This is a genomic window from Leeuwenhoekiella sp. W20_SRS_FM14, from assembly GCF_052119605.1.
GTDB lineage: Bacteria > Bacteroidota > Bacteroidia > Flavobacteriales > Flavobacteriaceae > Leeuwenhoekiella.
Genome location: NZ_JBGQOK010000003.1, coordinates 126,273 through 142,944 on the forward strand (window position 1 = coordinate 126,273; position 16,672 = coordinate 142,944).

The following is a 16,672-nucleotide window of genomic DNA, read 5'->3' on the forward strand; positions in this document are numbered from 1 at the left end:
TTATTTTGAATATTTACTTAAACTATACCTTTTCTGGATATCTACCAAACTCACATTATAATTATCATCTCCAACAAAATGGGCTATAGAATTTGCAAGCTTTCCTTCCGTTTCAAAACTTGATTGAAAGGTGAGTGTAACGGTTCCTCTAATAGTTTCATTTTGAATCAACGGCATCTTTTGCGTTTTATATTTATTATAAAGTTGATTGTTGTATTTTACAAGTAATGAAGCATAAAGATTAAAAATCCAATGAAAATTATCTTTAGTTCGGAAGGGGAGAAGAATATTGTCGAACTCTTTAGCCAAAGTATCTATTGAATATTTAGTATTCTCTAAATTCATATAAACTTTAGGATATTTCTCGTATAAAAAAGATAAAAGAACAATCAAGTCTGGTAAAACATCTTGATGTTCAGGAAAAGTGCTTATTGTAAGTCTTATTCGCGCAAAACATTTGTGTAGTAATCTCAACTTAAATTCTTCCTGTGAAAAAAGCATTTTAGAAATGTTTCTTAAACGGCTTTGATCATTACTATAGGGTGGAACTTGCCGAAAACTTTTATTTGTAAAAGACTTAAAATCATAATATTCCAATAAATATTCAATGTATTGCAATTGATTTGCTTCTGGAATATTAAACTCCAAATCAATAAACCTTCTTAGATATTCTGCAGCGTTTATGTTATCACTGCCGTAGTACCCACAAACCGCGTGACCCAGTTGCTCTTTATCTATGGAAAGAACAAACACAATACCGGGAACGGAAAACAGGTGTTTAATACGTTCTAAAACACGCACTGCATAATCAGGACGGCAACGGCCTAACTCGTCAATAAAAAACACAACCGGTTTTTTTGAATCTACTTTCTTTACAAAAGCTTCTAAGCTTTTTCTAAAATCCTGTATTCCTTTCTTTTTTTCAGAAAATGCCTTTAATTCTTCTTCAACTTCCTCAGTAGTATAGGTTGTTACTGCTTCTACAATTTCTGTAACAGCCTCATCACCTATAGCTTTACTAGCGGCTCCTTTAATTACAGCCGGGGCTACTTTTCGTAGAAAGGTTGCTGCATTTTTTAAAACAGAGTCAAACCTGGCTTCTGCTTCATTCTTAAGTTCTTCCAGTTCTGAAAGCAATGCAATAATTACATCATCCTGAAAGTCATTTTCCCAGGCATTAAAATACAGGGTCTCAAAACCCTCATTTTTTAACTGCTGCTTCCACATTTTAATAAAGGTGGTTTTACCAGCTCCCCACTCATTATTAACCGCCATTACAAAACCATCGGCATAAGTACTTACCACGTTGGTCAAAGCTTCGGCATAGGGCTTTCTATCCAATTTACAATTTATAAACGGATCACTACCGTCGTCGGGTATGCCAATAGGATCGTGTTTAATTTTCATTATAAGCTGCATTGGGCTCTGCGGCCATTTTTGATTCTAATTCGTCAACAATAAAATCATGCGTCAACTCACCGGTAAAGGCTTTTTGCAATATTGATTTTTTGAGTTCTTCTAAACTCAAAATTTTTAGTTTATATGATTTCACAAGTTTATTCTGTAGCAATTCCATCTTTTGAATTAAAGCAACCATGTTCTTCTGTTCATCCAAATTTGAACTCATCGGAATTTTGAACGTTACTAGGGTTTTAATTGGTAATTGCGGTTGCGCTGCTCCCGATGTTTTTTCAATAATTTGCTTTTTTACAATTGAAGACCTAAGTAATGTAAACAAATATTCAGGTAAAATTTTAGAATTATTCACTCTAAAAATTAACATCCCTGAATTGATACGTATGTGGTCAAATTCTACTTCATCATCGTACCACCCCAAATTCCCAATTGTTCCTCTTGTGGTCATTACAATATCCTGACGCTTTAATTTCCCTTTTCTTAATAAATCATCTTTTTCTTTCGAGATAAATACCACATCTGAAAAATCAAAACCATTCGGTCTAACATTTCCTGTATTCATAAATACACAAAAACCTTCTTTTAAGTAATCGGACTTTTTGGGATAGTTTTTACCTCGATCACCGTCTACAATTTTAAGTAACGAGTTATCACCAAGACTTCTCTCCTCCCAACCCTCACCTTTTTGGCTAAAAATCTGGTTGAGTTTTGATTGAAAAAGTTCTTCTGCATTTTGAATGTTTTTTTCAATATTGGCTTTGGCCTGATCTATAGCTGCAAATGCCTCATCTAAAATAGAGACAATCTGTTTTTGTTCTTGAAGTGGAGGATAGAAAATTTGAAGATGCTTCAGAGATTTAAAATATATACCAACAACATTTGTAGTTCCACTTTTCATTTTTTCTAGATCACGCAATACACGTTCACTTGAAAATGCATAAGTCACAAATTCCGGTATAATGAAATCTTTAAAATTTAGCCTTAGAATATTATTATTAAATAAGGTAACTCCTTTGTAATCTGATGTATAAATACAAGTTTTTCCAACAAGCTCAAAACTATTTCGTGTATTAAATAAAAAATCTTTCTGCTTTAAAGAATATTTATCTACATCTTCAGGAGAAGCTTTAACAAAGCTAAATGACTCTTCATTTAGTCCATTTTCATTCCTGATATTATGCATTTTGAAATAACGAAAAGGGTATTCGTTATTTTGTTCCTTGTTATTCCTGACTAAACCAATCTGGGAAAATGATATCAATTGCTCTAAAGTTTTAATCTTCCACCCCTCTCTCATATCAGCTCCTTTATAGATTGCAGAATGGATTGTGTTTCGGTGTCCAACAGTTCCATTTCCGCTAAAATAGCTTCCGGGCTACGTAAGGGTGCTTCTTCTGGGATGTTGGGGTTCTTGACGCTTAAGTCGTAGGTATAGTTCTCTACTGCGCTCGAATTGACATTTATTTTGAGATTCCAGGATTTTTCAGTCTCTGCTCCGGGGCCTCCTGTATCGCGGTTTGCCAGGCTCAGTGAGACGAATTCCGCTAAATCGTCGTCATTGAGTGGGTTGGTTTTCCCCATATTTCTACCGGGGTCCAACTGGTAATACCAGATGTTGCGGGTAGATTCTCCCTTTTCAAAAAACAGTACTACGGTTTTTACACCCGCTCCTAAAAAGGTACCCCCCGGCATATCGAGTACGGTATGCAGATTACACGTTTCCAGCAGATACTTTCTTAAGCTTACCGAGGCATTGTCTGTATTACTTAAAAAGGTATTCTTAATAACAATGGCAGCACGCCCACCGGTCTTAAGCGACTTGATAAAATGTTGTAAAAATAAGAAAGCGGTCTCCCCGGTTTTGATGTCAAAGTTTTGCTGTACTTCTTTACGCTCTTTACCTCCAAACGGTGGGTTTGCCAAAATTACGTTGTAGCGGTCTTTTTCCTGTATACTGCGTATATCTTGCGTAAGGGTATTGAGGTGCACAATATTAGGCGCTTCAATACCGTGCAGGATCATATTCATCACCCCAATTACATAGGCCAGATTCTTCTTCTCTTTCCCGTAAAAGGTGTCCTTTTGTAAGGTCTTTAGATTGCCGGTAGTCTTTTCCATCCGGGCATACATATACTCAAAGGCCTCACATAAAAACCCTGCAGAGCCTACAGCCCCATCATAAACAGTCTCGCCTATTTGCGGGTTAACCACCTCAATCATCGCACGTATAAGGGGTCGTGGCGTATAGTATTGCCCACCGTTACGCCCGGCGTTACCCATATTCTTGATTTTGGTCTCGTACAAATGACTCAGCTCGTGCTTGTCTTTTGCTGTTAGAAAAGGTAGCTCGTCTGCCAGCGTCAGGATTTCACGCAGGTTATATCCACTTTTGATCTTATTATCCAGTTCGCTAAAGATCTCTCCAATCTTATATTCAATCGTCTGTGGATTGTCTGTCTCAACCTTAAATTTTGCCAGATACGGAAAGAGTTCGTTGTCTACAAACTCAATAAGATCTGGTCCCGTGAGTGCGTTTTTATCGAGCTCACCATCTTTATCCTTTGGCATTGCCCAATTAGACCATTTGTATTCTTCAGCCAGAATAAAGGTGTATTCTTTGCCTTGTAAAGCCGCTTCATCTGACTTTTCTTTTTCGAGTTCGTCCAGGTATCGTAAAAACAATACCCAGGAGGTCTGCCCTATATAATCTAATTCACTATCTGCACCGGCATCTTTGTATAAGATGTCGTCTATATTTTTAAATGTTTGTTCGAACATTGTGGGGTATTAATTGATACGTGGCGTAAATATAAGGATTGTGGGGTTAGGGTTTGGATCTGTATTGAGTTAGAAAATCATCTAACTTTTTGAAAATAGATATGAGATGATCTTCTTTCATTTTGTCAACGAGATAACCGCTTAAATTTTGAAAATTTAGCATCTCTTCACTGTAGTGTTTAGTAGCAAAATGGCACCAATTTTTATTAGTATCCTGATAAAACGTATTGGCAATAATTTTTTTCTCTTCTTCACTAAATTCTATTTCGCTATAAATAGATCTGTCTTTTAACGCATTGCCTTGTAACTCCACAATGACATTTAATCGATTATTAGCATTGTCCCATAGATGATCAAACCCTACCGTGAACATCAGATCCGGATTTCGTTTTGAAACAGCATACCTCAATCTATCTCTACCTTTCCCTTTTAGCATTAAATTACCCAAATCTTTATCAATAAGATTCAATGTAGTTTCTATTTCTTGAACTACATAGGTTTCAACTCTCTCAAAGAATTTTTTAGCTTTCAATAGATCATCTTTGTGATTCTTATAGAATTCAATCTCTTGAGGCTTCAGTGCTTTTGTACTCATATTGTAAATGTTTTGTGCTAAATCTTTTAGAAATACAGTATACTTATCACTTGCTTCTAAAAGATAAGGCCCGCTGTTTTTGATTATACGCTGTAAAAATTCTTTGTGTGTAATATTTATGTAATGCTTAGCATTCGTATGGTGCTGATATTTATAATCAGGTACTGCAAATAAAGACATAATAATGCCTATTTTATTTTTATTAGGATCAGCTGCTACCTTCACACTATCCCAATAGTCATCTAAGTCATTGTAATCAATATGATGGTAAACCTTATTCTCAATAATTATTGCCTGCTCTTCATTGTGAAGTAAGATGTCTATACGCCCTTTTTTATGGGTAGAATATTCTGTGTCAATTGCAAATTCAAAGAAATTCTCAAACTTAGAACTAGTTATACCTAACTTTTCTTTTCGCAACTCAACCAATACACTAACAAACAGCTCTTTGAAACCGTGTTCCCCATTTACATCAAAATAGAAAGCATATATATTTGATAACACATTCTCGTAATGCGGTTGTTTCGCAATTTCAAGAAAGGTTAGGGGCTTTGGTTGTACGATTGGTATTTCTGTATTGTCTAGAAAGTCCTGGAGTTCTTCAAATTTTTCTGTCATATTATCTGACTTTTTTTATTTTTTGGTCTTTTGGAACCATCTTATTAATTCTTCTCAATTTGTTGCCTGATAGTTTTGCATAGCCGTTAGAATTACCTTTAACAGGCTCTCCAGTTATGTCATTTATGTAATTTGCTTTTAAAAAAGAAAAAGTTCCGTTATACAATTCTTCTAATTCGCCCTCTTCATTTATATGAACACTCAGTACATAGTCTGGTGGGTTTTTATGCATATTAATGTAACACGCGTTGCCCATTGAAGATTTAATCTGCACCTTCTTTCCAGAGGATATTTCTCCTCCGTCATGGGTTTGATTATTTTGATTGTAAGATTTTATGCCATACGCTGCCTCAACAAGCACTTCTCCAATATCACCAACTAGATTACCGTCTAATGTAAATTTTTTATGATCGTATTTTTTTCGTAGTTCTCTAATTATTTTATTTAATTCGTTTATCGCTTCTATCATGGAGTACGTCTTACACTATTTTTAATTTTAAGTTCTAACAGCAAGCTGACCTATCTTCTCTCAAAAGCATTCAATTCCCAAACGGCCAGACTTTGTTCACCTGCCTTCTCTCTTGCAGCTTCGATAACAACTTTATATTCTTCTATAGTTTTCATTTTAGTCCAGGTTATTCTGGAATGAACTGGTAATTTACCCTGAATGATACGATCTATTGGAAAATGAGGTGGTTCGTTTACCCAACCCAAAACCCAATAATATTTGAGAATGAGATTAAGTAATTTTTGAGCAATACCCACATTTATACTTCCGGTACTTAAAAGGTCTTTGTAGTTGACTGATTCTTGAATTATATCACGTAGGTTTTGTATATGAACATCATCAATTACAGGTTTATTTTTATATTTTGGGATTATTTCCCTTTCAATGAACCCGCGCATACCCACCCTAAACAGGCGACGTTCATTTTCTGAATTAGGGCCATATATTCCAGAGCGTTGCAATGCCCCTCCAAAAGCAAGAATCCATATTTCATCTTTTAAAAAACGTATTTGGGAAGATGTCATAATTATTTAGCTCAACGATTTTACAGTTTGTGTATGTGTAAATACAAAATCAACGATTTGTTGAACTGTATGATCAATTAGTTCCTGCCTATATGATGTTGATCCATTTTCATCTTGAAATTGAGATAAAATTCCTGTGCTTTTCAAATTCAACGAATTACCCTCTTTCGTTTCTAAGGTCTGGATTATAGGATAATGAGTAGTTAAATTTAGGCCTTTAGCGTAATTCTGGTTTAATTTAACAGCAAGTTCGCTACTCCCTCTAGCATTGAAAATTCCGCAAAAAAGAGGTCCGCCTTTTCCATTAAAATATTCTATACCGAAACTTAAATATTTAGGTTCAACTCCTTCTATTTGAATAGAAATACTTGATTCAGGAGAGTCAATGGCATCTTCAACATCAACGATATATCCAGACAATTTAGATTCCAAAGATTTTTTGATATCCCATCTAAACGATTTCTGAATTTCTAAAACAGCTTCATCAAAAGTATTGGATATTTGTTCTGCAGATTCCAAATTGGTTTTGATGGTATTTTTTAAATCAATCATGAATTTTGTTTCTAAACGATTTGTAATTTTTTTAACTAGGTTAAGGTATTGACGTACACCTTGATTTACATAAGCATTAGTACATTCTTTGAGTGAATTTTCAAGCCAAATTATAATGTCCTCACTGTAACTTAATTTAAAAAAGTCTTTATTAACTATTAAATCTCCTGAACTTTCCTTTGAAGGATCTGTACCCTTCTTGGTTAGATAAAAAATGATATCCTTTTCTCCTTTAAAATTAGAATACCTCACTATTTGCTGATCCTGATCATTTGCATCAATTTTATTTTCAATAATAATTCTCTTTTCGTTATTGTAAAGCAATATATCAATACGCCCTCCTATGTTATTTTCCCTATCGATTAAGCCTACACTTTCCTCAGTTTTGACTTTAAGATTCTTAATGAACCTTTTGATTTTATCTTCAATATTCCCATCTTCTTCTAAAAGTTTTGTTTTCAAAAATGCAACTTTAAGAAACTCTTTCACAAATAAACATCCCTGATGGTGAGATCCCTTGGGGTTAAGCAATTCTGCGAGCATTGCAGAATGCGTATTGTTCTCATAACGCTCAATCTTAGTGATACTGAAAATATTAAAATCTTCTCCAGACTTTATAAGTTCCAGTTTATTTTCAGCTATTAGCGATTCTGTTTTTGATAACAGTTTTTCTAGTTCTTTCCCCATAAATAGTTATATATTGTTCTTAATAAATAATTTAGGTTCCTTTCCGGTATTGTCTATCATAATTTCATTTGTTTTTTGAAAACCCAAATTGATATCAGCGTTCATAGTTTCTAAACTACGATAGCTAGAATCACAAATTTCAAAAAAGGACTCAAAGGATTCTCTACTTTTCTTACCCAAAGTATCAATATCCGTTTTTGCCAGAATTGATTGCTGCTTTAATTCTGCAAATCGATTGTCAAGCTTTTGATTAAATTCTTCTACACTATTCTTCAAAGAATCATAAATCAAATCTTTTCTAGTAAAGCCCTCAATATCAGATTTTAATTCATCAATCCGGCCCAGTCGGTCGGCATCCATATTTGTAACTGACATACTCATCTTTAATTCTATAAGCTGTGTCATTTGATATAATTCTTCTGCTGTAACAGCTGATTTTAAAGAATATAAAAGTCCCAAATCCTCAATTTTTTGATTGATTTTTTCAACCTTTTTATAGGTACTTCCCAGAATATTTCCGGCTGAGTCAATTCCTGTTTTAACTGCACCAACTGCTTTTGAATTTTTTATACTGGTCATTCCTTTTGAAAAAAGATTCCTGCCTTTCTCTAAAACAGTAGCCTCTTCATCTAAAATAGTTTCGATTTCTATATTATTAACATCAACAGTTAAAAGTAACTTGTTTATTTCCTGCATCTTCTCAATACTGCTGATAACATACTCTTCTCGTATTGTTTGAAGGTCGTAGGCTATATGTTCAAGATGTACAAAATCTTCTACTACAAAATATCTACGTTCTGCATATTTTTTTAAGGATACATAGGCATACTTCATTTTTGACTCCCGTTCGATGTGGTGCATTCTTGTAAGATTGTCTAATTTATCTAGAACCTTGTTTAATTGTTTAGATAAATTATTAAAGTAATACTGACCGGTTATCATAGAAGCCATTTGGAATATAATTAGCGGAGTAAAAGCAGATGCTCCTGCATTTTGAAAGCCCTGATGTTTTCCAAATTTCTTTCCAGCTCCTTCGGTGATTGAACTTAAAGTACCGTCCTTATATTTTATTAAACTTGCTGGATTTGCAGTTGTAGTATAGAATCCTTTAGCTGATTGAATAGCTGACCCCCCTAAACTTCCTGCACCAGTTACACCGGAAAAAATATTAGCCCAACTACTTTTTTGGTCTGGACTCGTACTAACCTCAAGCCAGTCACTTGCCACTAAGCTATTTTCCAATAATGAAAATGTCAAAGGTTCTTGCTCATCTGTCTTAGCCAAAGAAAAACTTTTAGCCACCTGTAAGTCGGTATTTGCTCCTATTTCATTGCTATCTGAGTCTTCATTGTAGGACTGAAAATACCTCACCTCATTCTTAGGGGGTTGCTTTTTCAATTCTTCAATTTCTGAAGTAAGGGAGTTATATTGATTAAGAATCTTCATTTGAGATTCAATTAAATTTTTCTCAATCCTATCAAAACCTATAAGATTTCTTAGCCACGTTTTTAGACTCATTTTTCGATTTTTTTATTTTGTTAATTATTTAATCACTTCTTTAAAATATTCCAGGATCATCACCATCGCCAGCGTATCGAGTTCGCAATAGCGCAGGAGTCCGTTTTCGATTTCCAGACGCTCGCGTTTGGGTACGTCTTCAAATTGTAAGTTTTGAAAAGATATAGGTCAGGTATCTGTTGTTTGTCTGGGGCGTCATAGCTTGTTATTTCAAATTAAAAGAATTCTTTTTTAGTTTTTTTACGGAAATCCTCATTTAGAGTAAATTAATGGTTAAATCATTTTGATCTGCCCACATTTGCAGTATGTCCTGTTCTGCCTGAGTACAGTGCCTATTCAGTTTCCCCTTACATTGAAGTACGGTTTGCTCTGGCAGATGAATAGTACAGCAGGGCTTAAACCCATCTTTACCTAGTTTACGTAATCCAAAAATGTGGGTACTTCCGTTAATGCATTGTTTTAAATAGGTATGTACACAATGTTGTAACTCTTTGGACTCCCTGTACAACGTGACAGAATCTGTAATTTCTTCAATAAGATAAATCACGGCATCCAGTTCTGCTTTATAGCTTTGAAAAGGTTTTGGCTTCCAGGAAATAGAAGCTCTTTTCAGAACAGATTCTAAAAATCCATACCGATGCCAGTGTTCTATATCCCGGCCGATCGACTTTAGCGTCCTGCCTTTTAAGTTGAATCTGTTGCCATTTATAGTACTTCTATACCTTTTGTGTTCCAGATAATCGACATACGTTCTGGGTTCAATATTTTGATCTTGTGACGTATATCGGATGTACAGGCGCACGGCATCTATCCAAAACTCCAGATCTTTTTCAAATCTATCGATATGCTCCTCCCAGATAAAAGAACAGTTTAACAGTTTAAGGATAATTTCTAAATGATCTGGGAAATGTTTGTAGAGACGCACCAAACTACGGTAATGTTTAACCGTATCTGTATCCTGAAACCACTCTTTTTTTGAAAGTTTGATAGCCCCATATTGAAACAGATTTGCCTCCTGCTTTGATAAGCCCAGAAACGGAAAGGTCTTTCTAAGGCTGCGTTCCTCAAAAAGCACGGAAAACATCCGGCGTTTAAATGCAGGCAGATTGGTTTTTGAAGTATCAATAAAACCCGGAATTATCAAAATACCACCATATACAACTTGATGAAACTGTACACAGGCTTTTAAATCCCGTATGCATTTAAGATGCCTGATTACATGTTCGGAATAGACCGTCAATCGCTGCGGAAACTTTCCGTAAAAACACGCCAATTGAATCATACACTGTGCGATTAAATCGGTTTTTAATCGAAGCTTTGTTTCCAGAATTGCGGTCATAAAAATAAAACTGCGCTGCAGTTCTTCGTAGTTATGTTGCTTGATTAAATAATCATCAGCCATCAGGTAATTAAGCGCCGATACGTAGAATGCATACCTATAGTCGCTCTTGTCAAAATGAGTGCTAAACAGGTCTATCCAGGAGTAATAGATTTTAGCCTCACTTAAACCGGAAGTGCTGATCTCCAGCCCAAAATCCTGTAGTTTGTCATCCAAAAGTTGTAGCGACTGGCGTACTCCCGAAGCTAACTCGTATTGCAAAAGAAAATGTTTCAGTTCCATAAGCTTTGATTGAGATTCAAAGCTAAAAAGCATTACCGCCAATTTACGACGGACTAAAAATATTAATACTGATCCAAAGCTTCCTGAAGCATCGTTTTTATTTCTTCCCGAAGCTCAATAGGTTCCAGTACTTCAGCAAAACAGTGCATTTTTAAAATCTGAATTTTAAATTCGTAATTGGGTATGATTCGATAAGTTACGATACCGTGCTCCTGTCCTTTTTGCCAGTCAATCTTTTGAGAATGGTGCAACGGCAGGCTCTGCAAATACTTTAAATGCTTGTGATAGACTTTTAATTTTATGAGTTTGGTTTTTCCGTCTCCCTCATTAAAGTTGAGTCCGATAATGTTGTGAAACCGGTTCAGTTGGTCTTCATAATCTTTATACTTGATCCTGCTCGCGTCGGCAGTTTCTAAATCCTTAAGGCGGTCAATACCAAAAGTGCGTATTTCACTGGTTTTATCAGGAACGCCAATCAAGTACCAGCGGTTTAGGTATTCTTTAATTTTTAACGGTGATACGATGTAATTCTTTTCCGTATTTTCCCAATAATTAATATGTTTAAATGTTATTTTTTGCCGCTGCTGAATAGCCGTTATAAGAGTTTTAACCAAATCAATTCCTTTAAAAATAGAAGAATTGTCTAACTCAACAATATCTGAAAACTTACTTAAATCTGTTTTACCATCTTGTAGCAATTGGCCTACATTAGCAAACTCTACCATTTTTAAAAATTCGTAGGTAGCGTCTAAAGTACTGTCGTCAATTTTATAGCCTTGTAGGGAAGAATCATAATCAATAGCAATAAAAAGTTCGTTACGTATTGCAGCGAGATCCCTTTCTAGGGTTCTTCTAGACTTAGGGATAGAATCTACATCAGGATACAGACCCTTCATTATTTCTGCCTGACTTATGCCCGGGTTATTCTTTACCATACTAATGATTTTACCTAATCTCGAAACTTTATTGTATGTACTCATCCTTTTATTTTTTATAAAGATAAATTTTACTCCGACATAAAATGACGGTGCTAAAAATTAATTTTACTGAAACTAAAAATTATGAATGCCAGGATGAAACTGTTACTTGAAGAACGAAAGGTAAAATTAGAACTTTTGAAAACCCAACTCGAAACGAGTAAAGCTTTAGTATTTGAAATAAAAAGCGCTTCGGCCTCTGTTCAAAAATACGAGCAGGCAGCAATCGAGTGGGAGATAGAAAAATTTATAGGTCAGTCAATAGAAAGGATTGAGGAGTTGATGAGAAGCCAATAAAAAAACCTGCCAATTGGATTATTGGCAGGTTTTGAAGCATATTTAAAATCTCTATTTAGAAACCGTGATTAAAATATTCAATGTCATACGTATGATCACGTGTATCATAGGTAAGTATTAACTTATACATTGAATCTTTACAAATAAAAAGTTGTTCTGCCGAAATAGTTGTGAGTTCAACACCGTCCCTATTTATCGTAAAGAATATCCCTTCCATATGAGTGCCCCTAGCAGCATTAGCGTCATTCTCATCAAATTCAGGAATAGATAGTTCTAATTTAATAATAGTTCCTGTTATTTCTGTAAATGAAAATAAAATCTCCTGACCATCTTTTGTGAACGACTCGGCTCCTTTAAAATATCCTGTATCACTGGTTGTTTCTATATAAAAATAGCTGGACGAAGGCGGTATTCCGCAAAATAAGTAATCACTAAAGCCTCTGAATAAAATACTGTAATTTGCTACAGGTTCTTCTACGTCATTTAAATTTATCGTTACTGAGGCATTTTTAAAATTTTCCCCACTGCTCACTTGTATAACAGCAGCTATTACCGGATTTCTCTCAAAATCAAATAGTGAAGCATCACTAACATAAAGATTGCCATTTGCCTCGTTAATATATAACGCACCCTCTGGTTCTTGATTAAGTATGCGATAATTTAAAACATCAAGGTTTGTAGATGTTTTAACACTGCCCAACAATTGATTAATAGTGGGATTTTCATTAATTGATATATTTAAATCTTCAACATTAAGTATAGCTTCTTCTACGTCTCTTAATTCTACTACAACCTTGGCTGTTGCGCTCAAAGAATCTGTAAAAACTTCTACCTCTGCATACAATTCTGAATTGATTTCAAAATCAAAAAGAGACGAGTCTTTAACAAAAAGTTTACCAGTTCTTTCCTGGATTGCTAGTGCTCCCTGCGGTGAATCATTTTTAATCTTATAACTAAGCAGAGTGGTGTCTGTATGTGTAGCTCTTAGCATTCCCAGGTAAGTCTGTGATCGAGGATTTTCATCTAAAATCACAAACAGATCTGCAGCTTCAATAGCCAGGCGATCTTCCGTGTTATCAAAATCAATTTCCTCTACATCACAGCTTAACAATCCAATAAAGCAGAATACAAAAAATAATTTTCTCATGCTGCTTATTGCAAATAGGTAAAAGTGGCTGTATAAAACGATTCTTCATTTTCATCAAAGTTTACTGCCTTTACAGTAGCAGAAACCGGATAACTATCTGTATCATAAACATAATCAACATCAATCTCTACAATCGGTTTATTATTTTGATCTCTGTACAAAACCTTAGAAGGATTATTTTTGAATAATAATTTTCTTGCCTTAATTATTTCTGACGCTTGAGGAGTCATTGAAAAGTTTAGCTGTATCCCATCTAATACATCTATAATTCCGGCAGACTTTAACGTGAAAAAATATGGATTTGGAGCATCATCATAAGTTATCTCGGCAGTATACTCAACCTTACGTAACGTATTATTTTCATATATTTCCTGAAAAAATACCAGCTTTGATGGATTCAGATTAGAGTCATATTCTTCAATTTGCCCTACTTCAAAGGCGTCATATGGCGATTGGTAAAATTCTTCAATACTCAAATTATCTCCTTGACCTGTAACATTCACTAAATCTCCATTTGAGTAAATAAAACGGTCTGTGTCTTCCCCATTCGAGACACTACTTAGACGATTGTCTCCATCATATTCTAAAAATAGAGTTGTTTTATCTGAAGAATCACTTATTGAAGTTATAATGGCACTACTCACTAATTTTTCAGCAACTTTTCCATTTACTTCTTCAAACTCATCAGAAACCGAGTCATCACAGCTTATAGATGTAACAGCCAATACGATTAATGTCTTAGTAAAATAATTTTTTCTCATTTTTGATTTATTGGTTAAAAAATAGATTTTGGATTTGGCCAATTTAGCCTTGATAAACTTAGCGACTGTCCAAAGAATTATTTTACAGAATTCCTCATTCAACTGAAAATTTACCTTACTACGAAGTATAAAAAACTAATTATTAGCATTTTGAATAAATTAAAAAACCTCATTTAAATTGATAAGGTTAAAACGCTATTTACACATATATTTTTAAGTAAAAATTTGAATAAAATTGTACCTGTAAAAAACCAATAAAGTTGTGAGATGGGACAATTACAATTCTACCAACTCAAAGAATAGCTCACCACAATAAACAAAAAAAAACCCTTGCAAATCAGTCGATTTGCAGGGGGTTTTTCTTTTTAATGCTGCTTCAATTATGCATTCAGTATATCGCGTAATTCTTTTGCTGCAGCTGCAGGATCTTCTGCCCCGTAGATTGCACCGCCGGCAACGGCTACTACGGCTCCAGATTCTTTTACTGCTTTGATGGTATCCTTATTAACACCACCTGCGATAGATACCGGTACACCGGCGCTTTTAGCTTCATCGATTAGCACCTGTACAGAATAACCGTCAAGAGCCTGCTCGTCTAAACCAGCGTGTAATTCAACAAATTTTACACCAAATTCTGAAACTTCTTTGGCACGTTTTACGCGGTCTTTTACACCTATGGTATCTACAACCACACCTTTATTACGCTCATTGGCTGCTTTAACGGCACCTTTTATCGTGGCGTCATCTACAGACCCTAAAATCGTAACAAAATCTGCTCCTGCATCAAATGCAAGACCCGCTTCTAACTCACCGGTATCTGCGGTTTTGAAATCTGCAAATACCTGCTTGTCAGGAAATGCATCTTTCATCGCTCGTATTACCGAAACACCTTCACTCTTAATTAACGGCGTTCCTAATTCTATAATATCTACATAAGGTGCTACTTGCTTTGCAAGAGCCAGTGCCTCTTTAGTACTTAATAAATCTATTGCTACTTGTAAATTAGTCATAGTATTCTTTTTTTTATTTAGTTATTGTGTATTGCGTATTATTCTAAATTAGAATGTCTTTTATATAGTTCTTCTGCACTACTCCCATCTATTGACCACAAGGTTTGTATCAATGCATCAAAAAATAAGAGTAAGGCTTGTTCAAACAAACTGCCTGCATATTGATCAGACACCGTATTATCGTGTGCCTGTTTTTGAGCTGCTGGTATGTGTACAACATACGTACTCAATGCCGCTAACTCTGAAGTTTTATCAGTCGTAAAACTTATAACGTTTGCTCCCACTTCTTTAGCCGTCTCGGCTGCTCTAATTACTGTAGCCGTGGTTCCAGATCCAGAACCTGCGATAAGTAAATCACCTTCCTGTATGGCCGGTGTGGTGGTCTCTCCTACAACATAAGCATCAAAACCTAAATGCATCAAACGCATTGCTGCTGCCTGCATCATAAGCCCACTACGTCCCATACCTATTAAAAAAATAGAACCTGCATTTGTAATGGGTGCAATTAAATTGCGTAGTTCTTCAAAATCAAAATGCTTCACTAGTTCTAAATGCTCATTCAGTATAGCGGTCATGGCCTGCTCACTAATGTTTGCTAAATCGCGATCTATAGTTTTCATACTGTATTTACTTTTTTTATATGCAGCAAAGTTACCTGTTGAAGGCGCAGCGCAGTGTTACTATATGGCAGATGTCTGGTACAATTTGCCAATCACACATAAACTTTTGTTAAGAAGCCCTGGTATTGTGGTACTATATGGAAATTAGATTCTCTTTACATTATATTAAACTGAAAATTAACCTAACGCACTCCCTAAAATGCTAAGCGATAAAACCATCTACATACGTGATCTTGCAAATTGTCCTCCTTCGTATTTAGATGACCCCGGAAGACGTGAGTTTTTTGAGATCGTATGGTTGAATAATGAGGAAGCATTACACGAACCACAGCATGATTTTCAAACCCTACGAGGCGATTGGATTTATTTGATTCCGCCTTATCGTGTACACCAGCTCAATAAAGCGGGTAAGAAAGGAGTACTTATTTCGTTTAAGCAAGAACTCCTTGAAGATGACCTCAAGGAATTTTTACTCGATGTTTTTAGAATGTTTAATATTCAGGGTGAGTTTTCCTGTCTTCAGGTTACCGAACAAAGTGAGAAAGGTCTTCTGGCGATTTACAAGTTGATGAACGAAGAGTACAGCCAGGATGAGGTAAATCTCATTATGATTAAAGCGCTTCTCAAGGTTTTTCTACTGAAATTAATTCAGTTAAAAGAACAGCATTTTACCCTGCAAGATATTAATGAGAAACGCATTTATGAGTTTATGATGCTCATTGAACTCAATTTTTATGAAGAACGTAAAGCAGCCTTTTACGCAAACAAACTCGATATGAGTACCAAGCGACTCAACCAAATATTGAAAGAAAAACTCGATAAAACGGCAGTTCAGTTAATACACGACCGGGTTATTCTTGAAGCGAAACGCCAAATCATTCACAGCGAAAATACCATTAAAGAAATCGCTTACAATCTGCAGTTTAAAGACCCGTCCTATTTTAGTCGGTTTTTTAAATTACACACCAATCAGTCTCCAAACGAATTTCAGGATAAGGTTAAACAACACGTGATTGTACACGATAATACCTTGTATGCTTAAA

The 16,672-nt window shown here is 35.2% G+C and carries 16 protein-coding genes; 2 read left to right on the plus strand and 14 right to left on the minus strand.

What is annotated here, in order from left to right; genetic code table 11:
• The 10 genes from ACEN25_RS06730 to ACEN25_RS06775 all read right to left on the minus strand — a co-directional run bounded on the left by ACEN25_RS06730 (nucleotide 1) and on the right by ACEN25_RS06775 (nucleotide 11,797).
• A complete protein-coding gene (locus ACEN25_RS06730; RefSeq protein WP_441802249.1) occupies nucleotides 1-1,407 on the minus strand; it encodes a KAP family P-loop NTPase fold protein in 1,407 nt (468 codons plus the stop codon).
• Nucleotides 1,397-2,713: a restriction endonuclease subunit S gene (locus tag ACEN25_RS06735; protein WP_441802250.1), complete on the minus strand. Its 1,317-nt coding sequence runs from the start codon at nucleotides 2,711-2,713 to the stop codon at nucleotides 1,397-1,399. The genes ACEN25_RS06730 and ACEN25_RS06735 overlap by 11 nt, the downstream gene beginning before the upstream one ends.
• Nucleotides 2,710-4,194 carry an N-6 DNA methylase gene (locus tag ACEN25_RS06740; RefSeq protein WP_441802251.1) on the minus strand — a complete coding sequence of 495 codons (1,485 nt, stop codon included), beginning with the start codon at nucleotides 4,192-4,194 and terminating at the stop codon, nucleotides 2,710-2,712. The genes ACEN25_RS06735 and ACEN25_RS06740 overlap by 4 nt, the downstream gene beginning before the upstream one ends.
• A gap of 46 nt (nucleotides 4,195-4,240) precedes the next feature.
• Nucleotides 4,241-5,407 carry a PD-(D/E)XK nuclease family protein gene (locus ACEN25_RS06745; protein ID WP_441802252.1) on the minus strand — a complete coding sequence of 389 codons (1,167 nt, stop codon included), beginning with the start codon at nucleotides 5,405-5,407 and terminating at the stop codon, nucleotides 4,241-4,243.
• A 1-nt stretch (nucleotide 5,408) separates the two neighbouring features.
• Nucleotides 5,409-5,876 (minus strand): DUF6998 domain-containing protein, encoded by a 468-nt coding sequence (locus tag ACEN25_RS06750; protein WP_441802253.1) that lies wholly within the window; start codon nucleotides 5,874-5,876, stop codon nucleotides 5,409-5,411.
• Between the two features lie 50 nt (nucleotides 5,877-5,926).
• Nucleotides 5,927-6,439: a hypothetical protein gene (locus tag ACEN25_RS06755; RefSeq protein ID WP_441802254.1), complete on the minus strand. Its 513-nt coding sequence runs from the start codon at nucleotides 6,437-6,439 to the stop codon at nucleotides 5,927-5,929.
• A 6-nt stretch (nucleotides 6,440-6,445) separates the two neighbouring features.
• Nucleotides 6,446-7,678, minus strand: a complete 1,233-nt coding sequence (locus tag ACEN25_RS06760) for a PD-(D/E)XK nuclease family protein (RefSeq protein WP_441802255.1) — start codon at nucleotides 7,676-7,678, stop codon at nucleotides 6,446-6,448.
• 6 nt (nucleotides 7,679-7,684) lie between these two features.
• On the minus strand, nucleotides 7,685-9,196 hold the full coding sequence (locus ACEN25_RS06765) for a hypothetical protein (protein ID WP_441802256.1): 1,512 nt from the start codon (nucleotides 9,194-9,196) through the stop codon (nucleotides 7,685-7,687).
• A gap of 256 nt (nucleotides 9,197-9,452) precedes the next feature.
• Entirely contained in the window at nucleotides 9,453-10,817 is a 1,365-nt protein-coding gene (locus ACEN25_RS06770) for a PcfJ domain-containing protein (protein WP_441802257.1), read from the minus strand.
• Between the two features lie 62 nt (nucleotides 10,818-10,879).
• Nucleotides 10,880-11,797: a helix-turn-helix transcriptional regulator gene (locus ACEN25_RS06775; RefSeq protein WP_441802258.1), complete on the minus strand. Its 918-nt coding sequence runs from the start codon at nucleotides 11,795-11,797 to the stop codon at nucleotides 10,880-10,882.
• A 93-nt stretch (nucleotides 11,798-11,890) separates the two neighbouring features.
• Here ACEN25_RS06775 and ACEN25_RS06780 point away from each other — a divergent pair, with 93 nt between their 5' ends.
• Nucleotides 11,891-12,091, plus strand: coding sequence for a hypothetical protein (locus tag ACEN25_RS06780; protein ID WP_441802259.1), 201 nt, complete (start codon nucleotides 11,891-11,893; stop codon nucleotides 12,089-12,091).
• Between the two features lie 55 nt (nucleotides 12,092-12,146).
• Here ACEN25_RS06780 and ACEN25_RS06785 read toward each other — a convergent pair whose 3' ends face one another.
• The 4 genes from ACEN25_RS06785 to hxlB all read right to left on the minus strand — a co-directional run bounded on the left by ACEN25_RS06785 (nucleotide 12,147) and on the right by hxlB (nucleotide 15,629).
• Nucleotides 12,147-13,238 (minus strand): cadherin repeat domain-containing protein, encoded by a 1,092-nt coding sequence (locus ACEN25_RS06785; RefSeq protein ID WP_441802260.1) that lies wholly within the window; start codon nucleotides 13,236-13,238, stop codon nucleotides 12,147-12,149.
• A gap of 5 nt (nucleotides 13,239-13,243) precedes the next feature.
• Entirely contained in the window at nucleotides 13,244-13,999 is a 756-nt protein-coding gene (locus tag ACEN25_RS06790; RefSeq protein WP_441802261.1) for a hypothetical protein, read from the minus strand.
• Between the two features lie 380 nt (nucleotides 14,000-14,379).
• Nucleotides 14,380-15,009 carry a 3-hexulose-6-phosphate synthase gene (gene hxlA / locus ACEN25_RS06795; RefSeq protein ID WP_441802262.1) on the minus strand — a complete coding sequence of 210 codons (630 nt, stop codon included), beginning with the start codon at nucleotides 15,007-15,009 and terminating at the stop codon, nucleotides 14,380-14,382.
• Nucleotides 15,010-15,047: 38 nt separating this feature from the next.
• Complete coding sequence (gene hxlB / locus ACEN25_RS06800; protein ID WP_441802263.1) at nucleotides 15,048-15,629, minus strand: 6-phospho-3-hexuloisomerase; 582 nt, start codon at nucleotides 15,627-15,629, stop codon at nucleotides 15,048-15,050.
• Between the two features lie 199 nt (nucleotides 15,630-15,828).
• Here hxlB and ACEN25_RS06805 point away from each other — a divergent pair, with 199 nt between their 5' ends.
• Nucleotides 15,829-16,671, plus strand: coding sequence for a helix-turn-helix domain-containing protein (locus ACEN25_RS06805; RefSeq protein WP_441802264.1), 843 nt, complete (start codon nucleotides 15,829-15,831; stop codon nucleotides 16,669-16,671).
• Nucleotide 16,672: the final 1 nt, after the last annotated feature.

Coding starts and splice junctions, on each gene's coding strand:
- ACEN25_RS06730 (WP_441802249.1), bottom strand. CDS start 1,407: ATGAAAATTAAACACGATCCTATTGGCATACCCGACGACGGTAGTGAT.
- ACEN25_RS06735 (WP_441802250.1), bottom strand. CDS start 2,713: ATGAGAGAGGGGTGGAAGATTAAAACTTTAGAGCAATTGATATCATTT.
- ACEN25_RS06740 (WP_441802251.1), bottom strand. CDS start 4,194: ATGTTCGAACAAACATTTAAAAATATAGACGACATCTTATACAAAGAT.
- ACEN25_RS06745 (WP_441802252.1), bottom strand. CDS start 5,407: ATGACAGAAAAATTTGAAGAACTCCAGGACTTTCTAGACAATACAGAA.
- ACEN25_RS06750 (WP_441802253.1), bottom strand. CDS start 5,876: ATGATAGAAGCGATAAACGAATTAAATAAAATAATTAGAGAACTACGA.
- ACEN25_RS06755 (WP_441802254.1), bottom strand. CDS start 6,439: ATGACATCTTCCCAAATACGTTTTTTAAAAGATGAAATATGGATTCTT.
- ACEN25_RS06760 (WP_441802255.1), bottom strand. CDS start 7,678: ATGGGGAAAGAACTAGAAAAACTGTTATCAAAAACAGAATCGCTAATA.
- ACEN25_RS06765 (WP_441802256.1), bottom strand. CDS start 9,196: ATGAGTCTAAAAACGTGGCTAAGAAATCTTATAGGTTTTGATAGGATT.
- ACEN25_RS06770 (WP_441802257.1), bottom strand. CDS start 10,817: ATGGAACTGAAACATTTTCTTTTGCAATACGAGTTAGCTTCGGGAGTA.
- ACEN25_RS06775 (WP_441802258.1), bottom strand. CDS start 11,797: ATGAGTACATACAATAAAGTTTCGAGATTAGGTAAAATCATTAGTATG.
- ACEN25_RS06780 (WP_441802259.1), top strand. CDS start 11,891: ATGAAACTGTTACTTGAAGAACGAAAGGTAAAATTAGAACTTTTGAAA.
- ACEN25_RS06785 (WP_441802260.1), bottom strand. CDS start 13,238: ATGAGAAAATTATTTTTTGTATTCTGCTTTATTGGATTGTTAAGCTGT.
- ACEN25_RS06790 (WP_441802261.1), bottom strand. CDS start 13,999: ATGAGAAAAAATTATTTTACTAAGACATTAATCGTATTGGCTGTTACA.
- hxlA (WP_441802262.1), bottom strand. CDS start 15,009: ATGACTAATTTACAAGTAGCAATAGATTTATTAAGTACTAAAGAGGCA.
- hxlB (WP_441802263.1), bottom strand. CDS start 15,629: ATGAAAACTATAGATCGCGATTTAGCAAACATTAGTGAGCAGGCCATG.
- ACEN25_RS06805 (WP_441802264.1), top strand. CDS start 15,829: ATGCTAAGCGATAAAACCATCTACATACGTGATCTTGCAAATTGTCCT.